Origin of the sequence: Brevibacillus sp. HB2.2, assembly GCF_013284275.1 — a bacterium.
In the GTDB taxonomy this organism is placed as follows: Bacteria; Bacillota; Bacilli; order Brevibacillales; family Brevibacillaceae; genus Brevibacillus; species Brevibacillus brevis_D.
In genome coordinates this window covers 26,471-46,777 of record NZ_JABSUV010000041.1, presented here as the reverse complement: position 1 = coordinate 46,777, position 20,307 = coordinate 26,471, and the positions used below count along the sequence as shown (strand labels likewise).

Annotated in this window: 16 protein-coding genes; 6 read left to right on the top strand and 10 right to left on the bottom strand. The window is 49.2% G+C overall.

The annotated features are described in order from the left end of the window. Positions 1-2 precede the first annotated feature (2 nt). From HP401_RS33800 to HP401_RS33785, 4 genes are all read right to left on the bottom strand, one after another. Positions 3-185, bottom strand: a complete 183-nt coding sequence (locus tag HP401_RS33800; protein WP_012685106.1) for a hypothetical protein — start codon at positions 183-185, stop codon at positions 3-5. Between the two features lie 81 nt (positions 186-266). Continuing rightward, a complete protein-coding gene (locus tag HP401_RS33795; protein ID WP_173606852.1) occupies positions 267-938 on the bottom strand; it encodes a FadR/GntR family transcriptional regulator in 672 nt (223 codons plus the stop codon). Positions 939-1,043: 105 nt separating this feature from the next. Beyond that, positions 1,044-2,288 (bottom strand): NADP-dependent malic enzyme, encoded by a 1,245-nt coding sequence (gene ystJ / locus HP401_RS33790; RefSeq protein ID WP_012685104.1) that lies wholly within the window; start codon positions 2,286-2,288, stop codon positions 1,044-1,046. 168 nt (positions 2,289-2,456) lie between these two features. After that, complete coding sequence (locus HP401_RS33785; RefSeq protein WP_173606851.1) at positions 2,457-5,885, bottom strand: DNA polymerase III subunit alpha; 3,429 nt, start codon at positions 5,883-5,885, stop codon at positions 2,457-2,459. A 169-nt stretch (positions 5,886-6,054) separates the two neighbouring features. On the opposite strand from HP401_RS33785, the gene HP401_RS33780 reads away from it, so the two are divergent. Further along, positions 6,055-6,366 carry a YtpI family protein gene (locus tag HP401_RS33780; RefSeq protein WP_012685102.1) on the top strand — a complete coding sequence of 104 codons (312 nt, stop codon included), beginning with the start codon at positions 6,055-6,057 and terminating at the stop codon, positions 6,364-6,366. A 219-nt stretch (positions 6,367-6,585) separates the two neighbouring features. On the opposite strand, the gene HP401_RS33775 is transcribed toward HP401_RS33780, so the two are convergent. The 3 genes from HP401_RS33775 to HP401_RS33765 form a co-directional block, all read right to left on the bottom strand. After that, a complete protein-coding gene (locus tag HP401_RS33775) occupies positions 6,586-7,215 on the bottom strand; it encodes a DUF2087 domain-containing protein (RefSeq protein ID WP_172140983.1) in 630 nt (209 codons plus the stop codon). A 693-nt stretch (positions 7,216-7,908) separates the two neighbouring features. After that, entirely contained in the window at positions 7,909-9,219 is a 1,311-nt protein-coding gene (locus HP401_RS33770) for a DRTGG domain-containing protein (protein ID WP_012685098.1), read from the bottom strand. Between the two features lie 213 nt (positions 9,220-9,432). Further along, positions 9,433-10,590: a DUF445 domain-containing protein gene (locus tag HP401_RS33765; RefSeq protein WP_173606850.1), complete on the bottom strand. Its 1,158-nt coding sequence runs from the start codon at positions 10,588-10,590 to the stop codon at positions 9,433-9,435. A 91-nt stretch (positions 10,591-10,681) separates the two neighbouring features. On the opposite strand from HP401_RS33765, the gene HP401_RS33760 reads away from it, so the two are divergent. The 5 genes from HP401_RS33760 (at position 10,682) to HP401_RS33740 (ending at position 17,122) form a co-directional block, all read left to right on the top strand. Further along, on the top strand, positions 10,682-12,127 hold the full coding sequence (locus HP401_RS33760; protein ID WP_173606849.1) for a YheC/YheD family endospore coat-associated protein: 1,446 nt from the start codon (positions 10,682-10,684) through the stop codon (positions 12,125-12,127). Positions 12,128-12,132: 5 nt separating this feature from the next. Then, complete coding sequence (locus tag HP401_RS33755; protein WP_173606848.1) at positions 12,133-13,221, top strand: YheC/YheD family endospore coat-associated protein; 1,089 nt, start codon at positions 12,133-12,135, stop codon at positions 13,219-13,221. A gap of 3 nt (positions 13,222-13,224) precedes the next feature. Further along, positions 13,225-14,601, top strand: a complete 1,377-nt coding sequence (locus HP401_RS33750) for a YheC/YheD family endospore coat-associated protein (protein WP_064202475.1) — start codon at positions 13,225-13,227, stop codon at positions 14,599-14,601. A gap of 41 nt (positions 14,602-14,642) precedes the next feature. Continuing rightward, a complete protein-coding gene (locus tag HP401_RS33745) occupies positions 14,643-15,950 on the top strand; it encodes a YheC/YheD family endospore coat-associated protein (protein ID WP_173606847.1) in 1,308 nt (435 codons plus the stop codon). Between the two features lie 335 nt (positions 15,951-16,285). Further along, positions 16,286-17,122, top strand: a complete 837-nt coding sequence (locus HP401_RS33740) for a hypothetical protein (protein WP_173606846.1) — start codon at positions 16,286-16,288, stop codon at positions 17,120-17,122. A gap of 57 nt (positions 17,123-17,179) precedes the next feature. On the opposite strand, the gene HP401_RS33735 is transcribed toward HP401_RS33740, so the two are convergent. From HP401_RS33735 to HP401_RS33725, 3 genes are read right to left on the bottom strand one after another with little or no spacing between them, the layout of a single operon-like run. Next, the gene (locus HP401_RS33735; RefSeq protein WP_173606845.1) at positions 17,180-17,686 is read right to left on the bottom strand and encodes a hypothetical protein; all 507 of its coding nucleotides are present in this window, start codon (positions 17,684-17,686) and stop codon (positions 17,180-17,182) included. 58 nt (positions 17,687-17,744) lie between these two features. Next, positions 17,745-19,424, bottom strand: a complete 1,680-nt coding sequence (locus HP401_RS33730; protein ID WP_173606844.1) for a hypothetical protein — start codon at positions 19,422-19,424, stop codon at positions 17,745-17,747. A 3-nt stretch (positions 19,425-19,427) separates the two neighbouring features. Then, complete coding sequence (locus HP401_RS33725) at positions 19,428-20,294, bottom strand: hypothetical protein (protein ID WP_309145158.1); 867 nt, start codon at positions 20,292-20,294, stop codon at positions 19,428-19,430. Between the last annotated feature and the right edge of the window lie 13 nt (positions 20,295-20,307).

The window sequence follows — 20,307 nt, the reverse complement described above, 5'->3', positions numbered from 1 at the left end:
CTTCAGTGAAGGATCGTGCCGAGTACATCCCGGACTTCGTTTAGTTCGCTCTCAGGCACGAGAATCTCGTATTGCTTGGAGACCTTGCCTTCGCGAATTTTTACCAAAAATCCTTCATCTGTCAAACGTTGCTGTATCCGTTCTGCAATTCTAGCGCTAGGAGCGATGTAGATGACCGTCCACATGCTGGCTTCCTCCTCAATCGTCCAATACAGGTCTGCATCATCATATCACAGCGCCAGCGCCCCTCGCAAATTAGGGGAAAACTATAGCTTACTGTTCTCCAAATGCTTTTTCATTCTCTCTAATGCCACGTTTACATCGCCTTTGCGAATGGCTTCCATAATCTGTCGATGCTCTACGAGTGCTGCACTCGCTCTACCTTCGCGCGACAGTGATTCAATACGAATACTGTTGCTGTACTCAACCAAAGGCGTCCAGATGCGATGCAGAATCGAGTTGCGGCTGGAGCGACATATGACACGATGAAACTGATAGTCTTCCTCCGCAGGTACCTCGCCTCTTGCTACTCTTTCCTCTGCAATGGCCAGGATGCGTTCCATTTCATCAAAATGCTTGTCAGTCGCCCGTCTACAGGCTAGGCGGACAGCATCCAGCTCTAGCATTCGCCGCATTTCGATCAAGTCCTTCTTGGTTTTCGTATCCCGTAGGATAAAAAAGCCAAGAATATCGATCAGCCTATTGTGTCGGTAATGCTTGAGGAAGGTGCCTTCCCCGCGACGCGTCTCAATGAGTCCGAGCAGCTCCAGAGCCCGAAGAGCCTCGCGTACAGAGGAACGTCCCGCTCCCAGTTGCTCGGACAGCTCCCGCTCAGATGGCAGCTTGTCCCCGGGCCGCAAGTTTTGCTCCTGAATGATTTCATGAAGTTGCAGGAGAATTCCTTCGTAAACCTTTCGATCTTGGGAAGAGTCGAGCACGATTATCCTCCTTACTCGTACCTTCAACGAGGAGCACCCTCCACATTTGTAAAATACCTACGTTTTTTCGCGGAGGGTGTCATCGGTGCCTCGATAAAGAGTATTTTACGCTTCTTGGTAAGAGATAGCTGTCAATTTCATCGTTTTTTGTTTTACTTCTTCCGGATCAACTGTGATGCGAGCTACACCCGTTTCCATCGCTGCTTTTGCTACTGCCGCAGCTACGTTTGGCGCTACACGTGGATCGAATGCGGAAGGAATTACTTTATCCGCAGTAAGCTCTTCTGGCGTGATCAGGTCTGCGATTGCATATACAGCAGCCAGCTTCATTTCTTCGTTGATCTCCGTTGCACGTACATCCAGAGCGCCACGGAAGATTCCCGGGAATGCCAGTACGTTGTTTACTTGGTTCGGGAAGTCGGAACGGCCTGTACCGATTACTGCCGCACCTGCTTCTTTTGCCTCTTGCGGCATGATTTCTGGTACTGGGTTTGCCATAGCGAAAATGATTGGATCGCGGTTCATCGAACGAACCATGTCCTGTGTAACAGCACCAGCTACGGATACACCGACGAATACGTCAGCGCCCTTCATGGCATCAGCCAGGTCACCTTGCAGCATGCTGCGATTTGTAATTTTTGCCATTTGTTCCTTCACTGGGTTCATACCGAATGGACGGCCTTCGTACACGATCCCTTTTGTATCAACCATGATCACTTCTTTCACACCCATGGAAATCAAAAGTTTCATGATTGCGATACCAGCTGCACCTGCACCGTTCGCTACTACGCGGATATCTTCCAGCTTTTTGTCAACCACGCGCAGTGCATTGATCAGACCTGCAGCTGTAACGATCGCTGTACCGTGTTGGTCATCGTGGAAAATCGGGATGTTTGTTTCGCGCTTCAAACGCTCTTCGATTTCGAAGCATGCAGGAGCCGCGATATCTTCCAAGTTCACGCCACCAAAAGTAGGCTCGAGCAGTTTTACTGTCTCTACGATTTTATCTACATCTGTTGTATTCAAGCAGATCGGGAATGCATCTACGCCTGCGAAGGATTTAAACAAAACTGCTTTCCCTTCCATAACCGGCATTGCGGCTTCTGGTCCAATGTTTCCGAGACCCAGCACAGCAGTACCGTCGCTGACTACTGCAACCAGATTGCCTTTCATCGTGTAATCGTAAACTTTGGACTTGTCATCAAAGATATCTTTGCAAGGTTCAGCAACCCCTGGAGAATAGGCAAGACTCAGATCGTAAGCATTGCGAACGGGTACCTTGGTCACTGCCTCCAATTTTCCTTGATGTTTTCTGTGAAGCTCCAGTGCTTCTTCTCTCAGGTTGGACATGAGATCCCACTCCATTTCACGATAATAGTTTCTATGATGGCTTGTAGGCAGTAAAAATGCCTGGGTTATTCCAAGTGGTCTGACCACTCATTGAGTTATGCTCTCAATATAATAAAAATCTGTTCTCCTGTAAACCTGCCGAAAACGGCGAAAAAGGGAGGACATTCCTCATCCTCCCCAATTTATAGGCATTTCTTTCCGAATTACGCTGTCAGGCCCCACAATTTCTCGCGCTTGCTCCAAAAATGACTCATCTACGTCTACCCAATTTGCTTCTGGGAGGCGAATTGTCTGTCTTTTTCCTTCGTAGAAAAGGATAACGGGAATCGTTCCTTTTTTTTCGACAAACAAGCGTGAAAGTTTTTGCAGCGTCGAATCGTGCTCTTGCTCTGCCGATATTTTGACAAACAATACAGTCTCAGACTTCGGCTGCGGCAGCGTTTGTGCATCCCAGACACGGGAAGCCAAGAGCTTGACCATGTCTTCCTGGTGATCGACTCGGGCTTCTGCCACGATGATTTGTTCGCGCTCGAGCAATGGCGCATACTTCGCATACACCTGCGGGAAAACGACCAGCTCTACTGGTGCCGTTTTGTCCTCTAGCGTAATAAATGCCATCGGGTCCCCTTTTTTCGTTTGAATGCGTCTAGCTTCCGTTATCATTCCAAATACTTTTACCGTCTTGTCGCGCGGCACATCCCCCAACGAAGAGATCACTGTTACTTCTGGGCGACTTGCGACATGGGCAAACTGATCAAGTGGATGACCGGAGATGTATACCCCGATCAAATCCCGCTCCTCTTTTAATTGCTGCGTATGTGAGAGTGGCGGTACCTCGGGATATTCTGCTGGCTCCCGCAAAGGTGCCGCATCTTCTTCTCCCGCAAAAAGATTGAGCTGGTTGGCGTCACGCTCGATTCTCTTGCTGTTTGCCTTCCCTACCGCTTCATCCAGCAACAGCAAAAGCTGACTGCGATGTCCTGGCAACGAGTCCAGCGCGCCGCATAAAGTGAGCGACTCTACTACTCTGCGATTGACTAACCGTGCATCCACGCGCGCACAAAAATCGAAGACGTCACGATACGGTCTGCCTTTTCGCTCTTTCACGATCGATTCAATGGCACCGTAGCCGACGTTTTTCACTGCGGCCAAACCAAATCGAATCGCATCCTGCTCCACTGTAAAGTAGGCCAAGCTCTTATTCACGTCAGGTCCGAGTACGATAAGCTGCAGTCGCCGCGCTTCCTCCGTGTATTCGGCAATTCTCGTTTGGCTGCCAATGGACAAGGAGAGCAGCGCTGCCATGAACGCAAGCGGATAAGTTGCTTTCAAATAAGCCATCTGATAGGCGATGATTGCATAAGCAACCGAGTGGGCTTTGTTGAAGCCGTAATCGGCAAAGCGCACGATCAAATCGTAAACTTGATTGCCCAGCTCATCTCCGTACCCTTGCCGGACGCAACCAGCCACGAACTTCTCCCGCTGCTCCGCCAATAGCTCCCGTTTCTTTTTCCCGACCGCTCGGCGTAGAATATCTGCCTCCCCAAGACTGAAGCCTGCCAGTGTCGAGGAAATCTGCATGATTTGCTCCTGATAAATCATAAAGCCGTGTGTCTCCCGCAAAATCGGCTCGAGAACAGGATGAGCGTACTGTACTTTGCTAGTCCCGTGCTTGGCGGCGATATACTGCGGGATGATCTCCATCGGCCCCGGACGATACAATGCGAGAACCGCAATAATGTCATCAAGGCTGCTCGGCTTCAAATCTCGCAGCACATTGCGCATCCCAGAGGATTCCAGTTGAAAAATGCCGGTTGTCTCCCCACGGGAGAGCATACGAAACGTTTTCTCATCGTCTGTCGGCAGCTTATCCAGATCAAGCGATATTCCCTGCTCCTGCAAATGACGCAACGTCTCCTGAATGATTGTCAAATTGCGCAAGCCGAGGAAGTCCATCTTCAACAGACCGACTTCTTCGAGAATTTCCATCGGGTATTGAGTAAGCGCCAAGCCTTCATTACCCGTCTGTAATGGGACGTAATTCGTCAGCGGTTCACGCGAAATGACAACACCCGCCGCATGCGTAGAGGCGTGACGCGGCAAACCTTCTACACCCCTTGCCGTTTCGATCAGTTGCGCTGCCTGTTTGTTTTCCGCGCATAGCTTGCCGATATCCGGGTTGATCTGCATGGCTCGTTCAATCGTCATGCCTGGCGATTGCGGAATCATTTTGGCAACGCGATCTACGATGCCCAAAGACAAGCCTAGCGCCCGCCCAACATCACGCACTGCTGCACGAGCTGCCATCGTACCAAAGGTAATGATCTGGGCGACGCGATCATGACCGTACTTGCTCGCTACATAGTGAATGACTTCGTCACGGCGCTCTACGGAAAAATCGATATCAATATCGGGCATCGTCACCCGCTCCGGGTTGAGAAAGCGTTCAAAGAGCAACTGAAAGCGAAGGGGATCGACATTCGTGATTTTCAAAACGTACGCGACCAGACTACCTGCCGCAGAACCTCGTCCAGGTCCAGTTGGTATCCCGTTTTCGTGAGCGTACCGCATGAAATCCCAAACAATCAGGAAGTAATCGGTGAAGCCCGTCCCTGTAATGATCGCCAGCTCGTGATCCAGACGCGCTTGTGCCTCCGGCGTAATCTCACCGTATCGCTCCAGACAGCCCATTTCACACAGTTCACGCAAATACTGCGTCGAATCTTGTCCCTCTGCCAAGGGAAATTCCGGCAAAATATGCGCGCCAAAGGTAAGGTCTAGCTTGCACCTGTCTGCAACAGCTACCGTATTCGCTAACGCCTGTGGAGCAAAAGCAAAGAGCGCCGCCATTTCCTCAGCGCTTTTCAGATAGTACTGATCCGTCTCGTAACGAAAACGGTTTTCTTCGCCAATGGTCTTGCCTTCTTTGATCGCCAACAAGATATCATGCTGCTGGTGATCCTCTCTGTGGATGTAGTGAACGTTGTTGGTCGCAATCAGCGGAATCCCCGTCTCCTGGCTTAGTTTCACGAGACGAGTATTCAGCCTGCGCTCCACTTCCAATCCGTGATCAGCCAGTTCCAAATAAAAATGCTGATCACCAAACATTCGCTGATACCGAAGGGCTGCTTCTTTGGCAGTGTCCGCTTCTCCAGCCAGTAACAGCTTGGCTACTTCCCCTTGCTGACAGCCGCTCAGTGCAATGAGGCCGTCCGTATGCTTTGCCAACACCTCTTTGTTGAGACGCGGAAGGATATAGTTGCCATCTGTATTTGCGATTGTTGCCAACCTCAGGAGATTGCGGTAACCCGTTTCATTTTCAGCGAGAACGATCAGATGACTAGGCGGCGGTGCATTTCGCACGCGATCTTGAAGATTCCCATCTATTACGTATAATTCCATCCCGATAATCGGTCGGATGCCTGCCTCCAGACAAGCTTTATAAAACGGGATTGCCCCGTACAAATTGGCATGGTCTGTCATTGCCAGTGCATGCATGCCCAATTCGCTGGCTCGCTTCACTAGCGTATCGATACGTGCTGCTCCATCCAGCAGACTATACTCCGTATGAACATGCAAATGGACAAAGGAGGTCATGATATTACCCCTCTCACTTTTCACGATTGAAACTTTCTCCCTTACATTATACCGGAAGTATAACGTATACGGACGATAAGAACAAACGTTCCTGCCTATATTTGACCGTTATCCCCTGATTTTGGTAGGATGGGTAATACCAGAATGGCTAGAAAGGATGAATCCATCTATGTGGTCTGCCTTTTATATGACCGGTGTTCTCGCTTCCCTAGTTGCCAGTGTCTACTATAGTATCCATGCGCGCAGACGAGGCATCCATCCGCTTGAATCGCGTATGTTGCTGGGGAAAATGAATGTGTCATTGGGGATACTCGTCTCTTTGTTCGGTATCAATCAGTTTACTTTTGATTCTCTCGATACGCTCCGCATTGTCGTTGCGTTGATCATGCTGATTGTAGGGGTTATGAATTTATTTTTGGGAACTCGCAATTATTTCCGTTATCGTACGGCTTGGCAGGCAGAATTGAAAAAAGGGGTATAAAAAAAGGCATGGGAACAGCTTTACGTTCCGCATGCCTTTTTCATTTTTGGGAAAGGATGACTGGAAATACTTTTCCTCTATTCCCAGCTGTTTATCATACAAACTTGCTAGAGCTCTCGCTATAATGAATTTGTGTGACATTCTATTGCTTCGACAACCTGAGCGGCAGTGCCGAAGGTTGTCCTTTTTTCTGTTCAAGTCAGGAGGAAACAATTCCCATTATTGCAGGTCCTCAGCTTTTGCCCACATTTCCTCTGGGTTCAGCTCGTAGATCCCCTCTTCTCGATACATATAATGATTCATAATGAATTCCCGGCGAATCGTAGCGTAATCCTCATGGAACTGACGGATATACTCGTTGATCTCCGGTTCTTTGTACTTGCGCCCTTTTTCTAAACCGCGCACCATGTATTCAAAGACGATCAGCTTTTTCTTACGCTGGGACGGGATTTGTTTCAGCTTGCCATCTGGAGTAATGAAGCTGCGAATAACCTGCATTTTTTCAGCTGCCATCTGGTGCCTCCTCTGAACATGTAAGGTGTCTTCTGCAAATAACTCCTCTACTGACGTATCCTTTGCTTTTTCCATGACATTCACGATTGCCTGCGATTGTCGTTTTACATTTGCATCATGCAAATAGAAATAGATAGTGTTTTTATCACGACGCTCGTAAACGACACCTGCTTCTCGAAGCTTTGCCATATGGTGGGTGATGGTGGGAGGTGTCACGCCGAGCTTGCCTGCCAACGCCTGTCCATGCAGGGGGCCGTTTGCTAAAATCGCGAGAATGCGTACGCGCGTCGGGTCTCCGAGTGCTTTGTAAAAGGTGACGAGTTGGTCTAATTGCAAAATGGGGTGCTCCTTTCTTTGTTTATTCGTTTCAATTAGATGATGTTCTAATTAGATGATAAGTTGCATTGCTTTTCCTGTCAATTCTAGGGCGTTTAATATACCCTTAACCGTTGCTGTTGGTGGCAGCGGAAAAAGGAGAAAACGCTCGAGCTTCTTGGGCCCCCTGCATGGGGTCATTCCTGCACGTCTCCGTGGAAAAAGGGAAACCGCGTCCAAAGTAGTCCTCCCCAGGGAGCATGTTCAGAGGTGGACGCTTAAAGGCGTGTTTCCCTTTTTCCACTGCGCCTCGGCTGGTGTCCCAAAGAGCCTCGCTTATTTCTCCTTTTTCCTTGAATCGACTATTGTCTTTGTTGGAACTTGTACTGTTAGTGAATCAAGGAAGTTTTTAACTTCATGAATGAACTAAAAAGATGCTTTTTTACCAAAGCTGCGTAGAAGAAGCGTATTTCCAGTCCAAGCGCCTCTGGAGCCCATCTCAGCGTAGAAATGAATGGCGGGGAATTTCAGCTTCACCTATGGAATACTTCCTCGAAACCTCAACGTTTGAAGCGCTCCCGCCATTTATTCCGAAGCGGACAGTCTTCACCCCTTGCGGGGCGGAGGTCGAAGCGTAGACTGGAAATGCGCTTCTTCTCCCCACTACAGCCACTTTTCCAAACAAAAAAGAACAGTCATAAAGAGACTGTTCCTTTAACGCTCAATAATTTGCGCAGTAATCATGGCCTGCCCCACGAGCTGATCGCCGTGGAATACGGATACTTCGACTTTTCCGAAGCGGCGGCTGATGTCTAATAGGCGCGGCTTTACTTCGATATGGCTTTCCATCTGGACTGGCTTTAGGAAATAGACAGTGATATTTTCCGGTACCATGTCTCCTCGACGATGGTGGCGCAACAGGTTACAAGCAGCCTCGACCATGACCGTCGTCATGATTCCGCTGGCAATCGTACCGAGATGGTTGGTCATTTGTGGGCTCACATCACCCAGGTAGACCATCTCATCTGCCTGTCGCTCCTCACGGAAATGGGACATGATCAGATTCGGGAACGTCTCACTCATCTGTGGTTGCTTCGCTGTAAATTGCAGCGCTTTTAACACGTCGTTGCGGCTCAAGACCCCTACGAGCTTGCGATGATTGTCTACGACAGGCAATAGCTCGATTCCTTCCCACACCATGGTGTGCGCAGATGACGCTACGGATACCCGTGGCGAGGTCGTGATCGGGTTCTTCGTCATGACCTTGTCGATTATGGCCGTCTCCTCATGACCGATGATGTCTTTGGAAGTAACAATCCCGATCAGGCGCATCTGCTCGTCAACAACGGGGAATCTCGTGTCCTGATACAGCTCTGTATACTGGTGCCACTTGGCAACAGAATCGGATGTCAATAAGACAGGCGTTTCTGCAAGCGGCTTCAAAATATCCTCTACCATTACGATTTCTTTTTTGATCAGGCGATCGTAAATGGCTCGGTTAATCATCGAAGCAACCGTAAAGGAGTCATAGCTGGAGGAGATGATTGGCAGCGCTAAGCGGTCAGCAAGCTGCTTGATTTCCTCGCTTGTATCGAATCCTCCGGTAATTAATACAGCAGCCCCTTGCTGCAAAGCGATTTTATGTGCCTGATAGCGGTTACCGACAATCAAGAGACTCCCCGCATCGATATAACGCATCATGGCTTCGAGCTGCATGGCTCCTATTACAAATTTATTCAAGGTCTTGTGTAAGCCTTCACGCCCAGCCTGCACATGACCATCGACGATGTTCACAACCTCCGCAAAGGTCAAACGTTCAATATTTTCCTTCTGCTTCTTCTCGATTCTCACCGTACCGACACGCTCAATCGTGCTGACGTATCCTTGCGTTTCCGCTTCCTTGATCGCGCGGTATGCAGTCCCTTCACTCACATCCAGGTCTTTCGCGATCTGCCGCACGGAAATCTTCGAACCGATCGGAAGGCGATCAATATGTTGCAAGATTTGTTCATGCTTCGTTGCCATATTGCTATTCCCCCTTCCTTTTCTCCCACCCGTTCCATGTACGTGCGCTCCTTCGACCAATATACCCGAAGGCGGGGCAAAAAAAAAGGGTAGCTTTTCGAAAGCTACCGACCAGAAAGTATATCATTAAGGGGGTTTTCATCGTGCTTTTATCATACCCAAGGAATATTACAGGATTATTACAACACAGTTACAGTTTCTTTTCAGTTTTGTTTAACTAACCAAATTTGCCAATATACCTTGGACAAGCCCAATAATCCCGCCAAGAATAAATCCAAGCACGGTGATCATGCGGAATTCCTTGCCAGAGATTCCGACTACCATCTCTTCAATTCTTTCAATCGGGAAACCCTCTACTTGCCGGGTAACAATATCCCGGATGGTCAGGCGCGAAAATATTCTCTCTATATTTTGTTGCAGCGTGTCCACCATCCACTTGGCCAAACGGGGAACGAGTTCCGTTGTCACCGTCTCAGAAATAGGCGCCGTCAAACGAGACAGAGGCTCGTCCACGATACGCAGGCTTTGCTCCTCCAACTTGGCAAAAAGCTTTCGCGCCCAATCGTCCACTTGATCTCGCCCAATCCAGGCAACCACTTCGCCCACATTTTTGTCCAAGAGCTTGTCCGCTTCCTTATGCAAAAAGTAGTGCACGCGTTCCGAAAGCTCCCTGCTCTGCAAAAGCTCATCGAGATACGGGAGAATCTTGCTCAAAATCTTGTCATCCCCAAGAAACATCCCGACCAAGCCGCCAAACATGCCTCCGCCTCCGCCGAGCAATCCGCGAACCATGTTTTGCAAGGTTTGCTGACCTTCCGGGGAATGCAAATATTCACGGAAACGTTTTAAGAGCAGTTCGCTCACACTGCCAAGTGCAGCATCCAGACGCTCGCGTCCGTTGTCCGTAACCAACTCTCGCAGTTTTTTCTCTTCATATTGTGCTAGAACCTGTTCGACAAAGGTACCCCATTTCGCCTCGATAGGCGCGCGGACACCCTCACTCCACGTTCCATCTTCCTTAAATAACTGTGGCATCACTGTGAGCAATGCTTGACGTAGACTACGCTCATCTGTCATCCAATCGCGAGCGATGGTGTTCATCCATCCTGTCAGTGTACTCTCCAAACCACTCTGGTTCAGCGCACGCTTGACCCCCTCTGTCGTCAGCAAATGTTCTTCAACGAGTCTGCCCATTTGTATCGCAATATCGTCCCGTCTTCTTGGGATCAATCCCGGAGTAAAAGGCACTTTCCACCTGCCTATATACCACGGTTTTACTGGTTTAAACAGCATTCGGATGGCTAACTCATTCGTCACTCCACCGATGACAGAGCCTACTGCAATGTTCACTAATACTATCCAAGCGTTCATAAATCCTAACAACCTCTCTTCTCTACATGGCACCAAACGTTTTGGATGCTCATACCATAGACTAACTTTGCCTGATGGGAAGGGGATACTCATGTCCTACGTTCCAACAATCGTTGTCGAAAACGAGATAATATCGGAAGTAGACCTTTACCTGCCCCAGGCGCACTTGCGCAAATGGAATCTTTCAACACCGTCCACCATTACGGTCCAATTTGGGAACAAAACCGTTTCCGCACGCGTAGGCAGTTGGGAACGGGGAGGCAAAGCCTCGGGCAAAACCTTCATTCGACCCTCTTTAGCTCAATCACTCTATCTACCCAAAGGCGTTCCACTCTTAGTTCGTTATGATACGAATCAGAAAACAATCGTTTTCGGACCGTATGTAGGTGTTCTTGTTTCAAACTACAATGCAGCGTCCTCGCAAGGACCGTTTGGACACCTAAACAATTTCTTTCACGAGATGTCCGATATCACCCGTAAACGCGGAGGGATCCTTTGCGCATTTCGGCTTCAGGATGTCAACTGGGATGCAGGAACCGTGCGCGGCCTCGTTAGAAAAGGAGGCGTTTGGAGACAAACCTTACTTCCGCTTCCACAATGCATTTACAACCGACTCGTGTCCCGCCAACGCGAACGAAGTGAACAGATGGCCAATTGGGTTCAACGCTGCAAGGAAGCTTCCATTCCCTTTTTTAACGAGCGTTTTTTGAATAAGTGGCATGTTCACGCCGCTCTCGAGAATCAACCGACAGCCTCCGAGCATCTTCCCAGCATGGTTCGTTATTTGAATCAAGAAGACCTGCGACAAATGCTATCTACCTATCGCACGATTTATGCTAAACCAGCTAACGGCAGCATGGGGCGCGGGATCATTCGAGTTCGCAGTTCACCCGGAGGATACCAGCTCGCGTTCCCCGGAGGATTGCGCAAATCATTTGCTAGCATTCAGGGCTTACATCAGTATTTGCAAAAAAGGACAAAAGGCACATCCTATTTGCTGCAGCAAGGGTTACCGTTAATCGGCATCCAAGGACGACCGACAGACTTTCGTGTATTGGTACAAAAAGACCGAAAAGGCGAATGGTCCGTCACTTCCATGGTCGCTCGCCTGGGATTAAACAGCATTGTTTCCAATATATCCAGAGGTGGGCAAATGATGACTCCCCTTCAGGCGCTGCGAGTATGTGGACCACGGGCGAGCACGATACGACCATCCCCTCAAACGTTACACACAGTAGCACTTAAGCTCGCGATCCTTTTAGAAGAATCACTGCCTGGGCATTACGGAGAATTCGGAATTGATTTGGGAGTCGATGTCCATGGACGGGTGTGGCTATTGGAGGTCAACAGTAAGCCATCCAAGTCAGCCAAAACAGTTCCGTTGCCTGAGGGTGCCGAAGAGCTGCCTCGGCGCGCTCGCCCTTCTGTCGTTCGCATGCTGGATTATTCCGCCTTTCTAAGTGGTTTTCCCCGGACCATTCAACCACAAAAGCCCATAAAAAGAAAACCGAAGCGCAACAATAACAGGCGAAGGTGACCTATATGACAGCATCCGAGAGAAGTCTTGGCATCATGGCCCGGTGCCAAGGCTCCCACTTTGTAGACAAAGGGTACTATAAAAAGCTTACGCTCTATGGACGCAAGCACGGCATACGTGTCTTCGTTTTTTCACCACGTCAGGTTAACTTTTCCACCCGTATGGTAAAAGGCTTCGAATATCGCAATGGGTCCTGGCACGCGAAAGAATTCCCAATCCCAGCCTTTATCTATGATCGTTGCTTTGTGGGCCCATCTTATCGCCACTATAAACCATTTGTGGAAAAGTTGCAAAACGATCGCAACATTACGTTTTTGGGGCATGGTCTGTCTGGAAAATGGCAGGTGCACCAGATGCTCGCTAAGTCTCCTCTTCTCGCCCCGCTGCTACCACCTACTGAAATATTCTCATATCCTGTGCTTCAGGCAACCCTGGAAAAATACGGGGCAGCCATCATCAAACCAATGGCCGGAACTCACGGTATTGGCGTCGTGAGAATCAAAGAAGTACGCAGTGGCTATGAAGCTTCTGGACGAAACCGGGACAATCAACCTTTCACCAGGCGAATTCGTGACACTGCCGGATTAAAAAGTTTTGTGTCTGTCTTTACAGCCGGCCGCAAGTTCCTGGTACAGCCCTATTTGGAGTTGCATACCCCGGATGGTACCCCATTTGATGTCCGTGTTCTGGTTCAAAAAAACGGACTAGGTAAATGGGCGACAACTGGCAAAGCTGTGCGCCTGGGAGACAAACGCAGCATCACCTCCAATTTGCACGGAGGAGGGAAAGCAACACCTCTGGCCTCTTTCCTGCCCCTTCACTTCAAATCCGCAAAAGCGGCACGCATCGAGCAAACAATCAACCGAGTGGCGGAAGAACTTCCCCGTTTTTTGGAAGAGTCACACGGCAGACTCGTTGAGCTGGGAATCGATATTGGCATCGACACCGCAGGTAATGTTTGGATCATCGAGGTAAACAGCAGACCAGGGCGAACAGTTTTTCGAATGATTGACGACCCAACTGCACAACTACATTCGATTACTCAGCCTGTTCGCTACGCCCACTATCTCATGAAAGAGCGTGTAGGAGGTTAAAGCATGGAAACGTTCAGAATGCGGCTTCGCTTCCTTTCCAACCCCCGTATCAGTGGGATTATTCTGCCAGCTAGTCTCTTCCAAAAACTACAGCTACGGCAACGCCAGAAAATTAAAGTCTTGCTGGGTAAAAAGGAAGTAGTCGCAACTGTCTTACAAGACAAACGCTATCCGGATGCGAATGTCATAAAAGTGACGACGCTATTGCAATCAGAGCTGGGCATTCCTCACCCTGGCTTGATCCAGCTCAAACTAGAGGGTTCCGCGCTCCGGATCGGTCCTTCAATCGGGATCGTTACGACTGGCATCAGACGAGATCCCAAGCAGCCAATTGGCTCACGCACCTCGTTTTTTCAAAATTTGTTACAGGCACAAGAAGGGAAAGGCGTTTTCTACTATATATTTTCCCCAACCGATGTAGACTGGGAATCGAATACGGTCAAAGCGTGGTTTTTGCGCAGAAACAAATCAGGCAGCTACTTTTGGAAAAAGCATGTTACCGCCATGCCCGATGTCGTCTATGATCGTATTCCCTCTCGTTCAGCAGAAAAACATGAAGCCGTTCAGGAATTCAAGTATCGACTCGCCAGTTACCCCAATTTACCGATGTTCAATCAGGGCTTTTTCAACAAATGGGGCGTGCACCAACTGCTGTATCCGAATCCAGAAGTGAATGAGCATATCCCGGAGACTTATACCTCTCCTTCCCTTACAACGGTTCGAGACTTGCTGCGTAAATACCCTATCGTTTATTTGAAGCCCAAAAATGGAAGTCTCGGGTACGGCATTGTCAAAGTTGTTCGCCAGGCAGGCGGTGGCTTTACTGCCTCCTATCATACAGGCAGCGGCAATGTAAAAAAACAATTCTCCAAGCTGTCCAGCCTTTATCAGCATGTCTTCCGTAGTCGCCGCGTCAGTGCGTATCTGGCACAACAGGGCATTTCGCTCATGACATTCCATGGACGACCGTTTGATTTCCGTGTTCACTTGCATAAAAATCAACAAAACGAATGGGTCGTCTCCTGCACGGCAGCGAAGGTTGCTGGTTCCGGCAGCGTAACTACCCATGTACGCACAGGTGGAACTGTTATCCCTGGCGATGACCTGTTGCAGCACCTGTTTGGCAAACAAAAACCCCTCATGACTCAGCGCATTTCTGACGCGTCAATCCGACTCGCTACCGCAATTGAACTGGCAAAAGGGATTGATTTAGGAGAATTGGGGCTGGATATGGGAATTGATACACAAGGCCATGTCTGGATGTTCGAAGCGAATTCCAAGCCTGGCCGTTCTATATTCAAGCACGCCCGTCTCAAGCAGGCTGATCAGGAATCACGCAAGTTGCTCGTCGATTATAGCTGTTACTTGGCCAATTTCTAGTCGCACGCGATCTGTACCGTTTTTCAGGAAGGAGGAACACCATGCTTCAGCAGCGCTCCGGGTGGCTGACGATCCTCCCTAGCGGTAGATGGTTCGTACAGTTACCTCGGCTAGTCCTTAAACGCTCGCCAAAGCCACTGGTCGCCAGTCTCGGTCCCTTTTCTCATACGAAACGGATATACGCTGGTTTGCCCCGCGTGCAAGCAAGCCGTATTCGTACACGCATTAACTGGAAAATGGCGGACGACTCCCTGAAGCTTGGACCATTATTTGGCATATTGACCGTTGGTGAAGGGGCAACATTTTTAGGAAATCGCGAGAACTTCAAGGATATTTCTCAATCGGGAAAGCAATGGGGTGCACTCGTATATGTATTCACTCCACAAGGAATCAATTGGGAGAAGAAAAAAGTGCGCGGCTATTTGTACAACAATCGTCTAAACTCGTGGCAAGAGGTGATTCTGCCTTTCCCCCATGTGGTTTACAACCGAATTCCGACGAGAAAAGCAGAACGGCGTCCTGAAGTCCGAAGAACATTGAACCGCATCCATGAGATGCCAAATGTCACATTGTTTAATCGCAGCTTTTTTGACAAGCAACAGCTGTTTACGATGCTTGAGTCCCACCTGGAAGTGCAAGCTTTTCTACCGGAGACGAAACAGCTGGATACCTTGGCTCGCTTTCGAAGCTTTTGCACCGAACATCGCTTTGTCTACTTGAAACCCGTGCGCGGCAAAGCTGGTCAGGGAATCATGCGCATTGATTTCAAAAACGATAAGTGGTTCCTGCAACGGTTAAAGGAGCATAAGGCCATTACTCGCCGCTTTTCCAATTTGAATGACGTATGGAAGCATATTAGACTTCATGTCAAACAGCAGAAGTACATCATGCAGCAAGGCATCCGTCGTGCCCGCTACAACGGCAAACCTTTTGATGTGCGCGTCCTCGTACAAAAAGATGGTGAGGGTGAGTGGAGTGTAACCGGAGTTGGCATCAGAAGGTCTGGCTCGCAAAGCATCACTACACATGTGCCACGCGGCGGATCGATCCACTCGTTATCAACCGTTATGCAAGCCCTGTTTCATAATAATCACGAGCAAATGGAAAGACACATTCACGATACGGCGCTCGCCATCGCACGATCATTAAATGCAGAATGGACGGATTTGGCTGAGATGTCGATGGACCTTGGCTTGACAGAAGAAGGAAAGCTATGGCTCTTTGAAGCAAATGCAAAGCCGGAGAAATTCGATGAACCATCGATTCGACGATTGTCGTTAGCGAATTTGATCCACTACGCACAGCATGTCTCCCACTTGCAAAGCAAGCGAGGGAGTGCCGCAGGATAAGGGAGTCGAACAGCACTAGCTGATTCACAGACGACCTTGGTGCGATTTGCCCGTCAGGAAGGGGAACGGCGCGTCACCCAAGGACGACTGGCTGACGCGATTGACCCCCAGGCTGTTGGCTCATAATGGGTCAATCCTTCCTGGTTGTAGATAAACGCTACCGCAATAAGTGAATTGGCATGCTGGCTGCATGTGCGAGTAGCACTGAACAATGAGGCAAGTCTCACATTTTGATTTAAAGGAACATGCCGTCTAGACTCCGGCATGTTTTTTTCGTTTTAAATGCATGACCTGATCAACCTTGGAAAAAATACTCCATGGAGGTGGTCTTAACCATGACCTACACAAATAACAATATGATGCAATCCCAGCAACAACCGCAATTTTTTGGAGCAGTAGGCCCTGCAGGTTCGATGTTCCAACCAGGCTTCGCCGGAACAAACGTACAAGAAGTACAACATTGGAACCACGGCGGTCATGCCCAATCCATCGGAACTCCTTCATTGGGGATGTCCTCCGGTGGGGCACAAGCGATTTTCTCCCCAGGTTTTGCAAATACGAATGTCCAAGAAGTGAGACAACTAAATAACACTGGCTATCCACAACAACAACAGCAACAGCATTTCGGCTATGCTCAAAATCCAGCACTTCACTCGTTGCAAAACCAATCCACTGGCTATGCACAAGGCCAGCAAGCTGGCTACATACAAGCACAGCCTTCTTATCAGCAATCGGTTGGACAAGGCTCCATTTTCTCTCCAGGCTTTGCCGGCACGAATGTTCAAGAGGTTCAAGCCCGCAATCAAGTTGGCTATGGCGGCTACGGTGGACAAGCTGGCTATACGAATCAAGCAGCCTATCCGCCAGCGATGACTGGCAGTATTTTTTCGCCTGGCTTTGCCAATACCAATGTCCAGGAAGTTCGCCAGTTGAATAACACTGGCTATGGCATGTATGGGCAGCAAGGTCAGTTACAACAATCTCAGTTACAACAATCTCAGCTGCAACCACAGGCATATGCCAATCAGGGGTACAGCAATCAGGCTGGCGCAGGAGCACAAGCAATTTTCTCTCCTGGCTTTGCAGGCACGAATACGCAAGAGGTTCAACAATTGAACACCCCAGGCCAAATGGCTCCTCACACAGGCTCCATTTTCCCTGGCACATTCTAAACGAGAAAAGCGTGACCATCCATCGCGACGGTCACGCTTTTTATTATGGGAGACCGTTCAGCGATCTACCTTTTCCCAAATCGCCTGATACACGGCGTGCAAATCTTGCAAACTCTGTTCATCCACTGTAAAAATGATGCTGCCAAACACGTAGGCATCCTTCTGCACGCAGGACCATCCATCCCCGGTTGGTTGAAACTGCGCCTCCACACACGCCTCTGTCTGATCCAGCAGTTGCCGTACCGCTACATGCTTTTCCAACAATGGTCGATAGTTTTCCATCACTTGCGCAAGCCGTTCATCCTGACGCGCCAGCCGATACAGGGCAAGCTCAATCTGGAGCCAGCAGGTCACATAAAAATGGAACTCCAAAAATAACGTGTGTACAGCTGCACGGATTTTGTCATGGTCACCCGTTTCCAAGGCTGCACGTGCTTCCTGCTTTTTCTCCTGAATCAGATCAAAATGACTGACTGCTCCACGGTAAAACTTGCGCACCACGTTGTACAACATCTTCGGTGTACGCGGCGGAAGATTTCGATGTCGGTTTTGCACATCTCGCATGGCTTGTTCTCCTCTTTCCGACACTCGTTTTCTTCTATTGTACAACAATGATGGCAGCTTACTCTTTCCCGTTTTTCCAGTAGTCATAGGCATGAATAGCGAGCCCCCAATAAGAGGAGTATCGATCCAGCACTTTTGTCACCAGATCCAGCTGCCGGTCCATTTCGCCCATGCCTTCCTCGTGAAAGGTAATCCCGTTCCCTTCGTGACTCTCTTTCGTTTCCACGGCGACGACCAGCTTTTTCTGGAGGCTCTCTGCGTACTTCATCTGATTTTCAACCAAGCCAATGATGCCAGGAGCGCGATCGCGAAAGGCCATCAAGGTCGTATGATCAAGCTGTTTGATCATCCAATGCGAAAACGGCAATTCCGGCTGACCCGGAGTTGGTGTCTTGTCCAGCCATGCGGCGAGATCGACGCTTGCTTCCAAGGATGTTTCTTTCTTGGTCTCTTCGACAAATGCTTCGATGTTACCCATCCATTGGCGTAAAACTGCCTCTTTATCCTCGCGCCAGACAGGAAGGACATACGGCTCAATGTCTAAGTGAATGCCGTGAAACTGCTCTTCTGTCGAGACAGCCTCATTGTAGGCTTTCACCCAATTCACGAGCTTCATGATCTTGCTCCGACTTTCAGACAGAGCCCAAATCGGATGGCCCCCCATCGCATGAACCTCGATACCCGCTTCACGAGCCTCTTTCACGAAATCGCGATAATAAGAAATCGGCTGCTCCAAATCTAGACGCACATAGAGGAGATTCAACCCGTTTTGTTCTGCAAAGGAGAGAATTTCCTCCTTTTCCGTGTCAATCAATTCTGCACGCCATATGTAGGTGCCTTTGTAGCGTTGCTTCGTTGCCGGGGGCAATGGAGCCGCCTCCTTCCAGTAGCGATAATCGTGGATCGCGACACCAGAGAAGGACGGATGCTGTGCCAAAAGGGCAGGTAATTGCTCTAATTGCTGTTGCATGAGAGCCGGACCTTCCTCTGCAAAAGAAGCGTGGTCTTCATCAAGCAGCTTCATATTCACAGCAACCAAGACACGCTTCTCTAATTCATCCGCTTCTTTCATTTCCTGATCAATCAAATTCAGGATGCCGTTTTGACCTGACAGTGTGTCACGATACGCCATGATACATACCGTATCAAACTGACCTATCATCCATTTGGACAGAGACATGTCTTCTTGTCCCGGAACAGGAATATCGTCCAGCCAAAATGGAATGGCTGCACTGGAAACCAATTCCTCATCTTCTGACACCTCGGCTGTGAACGCCTGCACATTGGCTTGCCATTCCCGAATAATCCGCTTCTGATCGTTCTCCCAAAACGGCAGGAGATACGGCTCGATGTCTAGCTGAATCCCGCGAATTCGCTCATTCTTCTGGGCTTCACGGTTGTAGCTTTTTACCCAGTGGACGATATTCATCATCCGCTTTTCATTGCTTTTGAGTGCCCATGCGGGATGACCAGCAACCGCATGTACCTCGATTCCCATCTCTGTCGCTTCGCGGATAAAATCGCGGTAGTATTCATAGGGCTTGTTCATTTCGATTCGCAAGTAGACGAGATTAATATCGTTCCTTTTGCAGAAATCGAGAATCTCTTGTTTCTCTCTCCCGATCATTTCGGATTGCCAGATCCACGTTGCTTTACTCTTCTTCTCCGCGGGGGAAAAGCCGAACAGAAAGCCGACCGTCAGGCAGAGAACACTCAAATAGATGCGCGCAGCTTTCATTCGTCAAAGTTGCTCCTCTCGTTGACTTGCGTGCTTCCAGCTCTCGTAATCATGGATCGCACTTCCCGCAAACGCCGGATTGTTTGACAGCTCCTCCTGTAAAATGGCCAACTGGTTATTCATCTCTTTTGTGCCTTCTTCATAAAAGCTCACATGAGCGCCTTCCATCGTTTCCATGATGTTGACGCCAACAATGACCGACCCTTTTTTGCGTACATTGGCATCATCGACGATCTTTTCTACGATTTCGACGATCCCATTTTGCCCAAGGGCTTGATTGCGGTAGGCCATTAATGTAATACTGTCGAGTCGCTGCACCATCCAGTTGCTCACTTTTTCATCGCTGCCAGGAACGTTTACGGAGTCGATCCAAAAAGGCAAGTCGGCACCGACAGCAAGATCCGTATCCTTCTTCGTCTCCGCTGCCAAATAACTGACATTCTTCAGCCATTGCCGGACGATTTCTGCCTGGTCTTCCTTCCATGCAGGCAACAAATACGGCTCGATATCGACGTGAATCCCCGAGAATTGTTCATTTGGCTTGGCACTTCGATTGAACGCCTTCACCCAGGAGATGAGATCGTCGATACTCTGTCGATTCGCTGTTAACGCCCAATTTGGGTCACCGCCAAGCGCCTCTACCTTGATGCCTGCCTGGTTGGCTTTTTCAATGAAGGTACGATACGTCTCTGGCGCAACTGCTGCTGGTTCAACGTGAAGATAGATCAGGTTGATGTCATTTTTCTCGGCAAACTCGATCATTTCATCGGTTTGGGTCTTCATTTGCTTGGCATCCCATATCCAGGTTGCTTTTGTCAGGGCGGAGCGGGTGCTTGCCAACGACAGCATGATGATCGAAGTCACTGTCACAAGAAGCAATGCT

What these genes read in the sequence shown, in the direction of transcription:
- HP401_RS33800 (WP_012685106.1), bottom strand. Translation starts at nt 185, where the DNA reads ATGTGGACGGTCATCTACATCGCTCCTAGCGCTAGAATTGCAGAACGG.
- ystJ (WP_012685104.1), bottom strand. Translation starts at nt 2,288, where the DNA reads ATGTCCAACCTGAGAGAAGAAGCACTGGAGCTTCACAGAAAACATCAA.
- HP401_RS33785 (WP_173606851.1), bottom strand. Translation starts at nt 5,885, where the DNA reads ATGACCTCCTTTGTCCATTTGCATGTTCATACGGAGTATAGTCTGCTG.
- HP401_RS33780 (WP_012685102.1), top strand. Translation starts at nt 6,055, where the DNA reads ATGTGGTCTGCCTTTTATATGACCGGTGTTCTCGCTTCCCTAGTTGCC.
- HP401_RS33770 (WP_012685098.1), bottom strand. Translation starts at nt 9,219, where the DNA reads ATGGCAACGAAGCATGAACAAATCTTGCAACATATTGATCGCCTTCCG.
- HP401_RS33765 (WP_173606850.1), bottom strand. Translation starts at nt 10,590, where the DNA reads ATGAACGCTTGGATAGTATTAGTGAACATTGCAGTAGGCTCTGTCATC.
- HP401_RS33760 (WP_173606849.1), top strand. Translation starts at nt 10,682, where the DNA reads ATGTCCTACGTTCCAACAATCGTTGTCGAAAACGAGATAATATCGGAA.
- HP401_RS33755 (WP_173606848.1), top strand. Translation starts at nt 12,133, where the DNA reads ATGACAGCATCCGAGAGAAGTCTTGGCATCATGGCCCGGTGCCAAGGC.
- HP401_RS33750 (WP_064202475.1), top strand. Translation starts at nt 13,225, where the DNA reads ATGGAAACGTTCAGAATGCGGCTTCGCTTCCTTTCCAACCCCCGTATC.
- HP401_RS33745 (WP_173606847.1), top strand. Translation starts at nt 14,643, where the DNA reads ATGCTTCAGCAGCGCTCCGGGTGGCTGACGATCCTCCCTAGCGGTAGA.
- HP401_RS33740 (WP_173606846.1), top strand. Translation starts at nt 16,286, where the DNA reads ATGACCTACACAAATAACAATATGATGCAATCCCAGCAACAACCGCAA.
- HP401_RS33735 (WP_173606845.1), bottom strand. Translation starts at nt 17,686, where the DNA reads ATGCGAGATGTGCAAAACCGACATCGAAATCTTCCGCCGCGTACACCG.
- HP401_RS33730 (WP_173606844.1), bottom strand. Translation starts at nt 19,424, where the DNA reads ATGAAAGCTGCGCGCATCTATTTGAGTGTTCTCTGCCTGACGGTCGGC.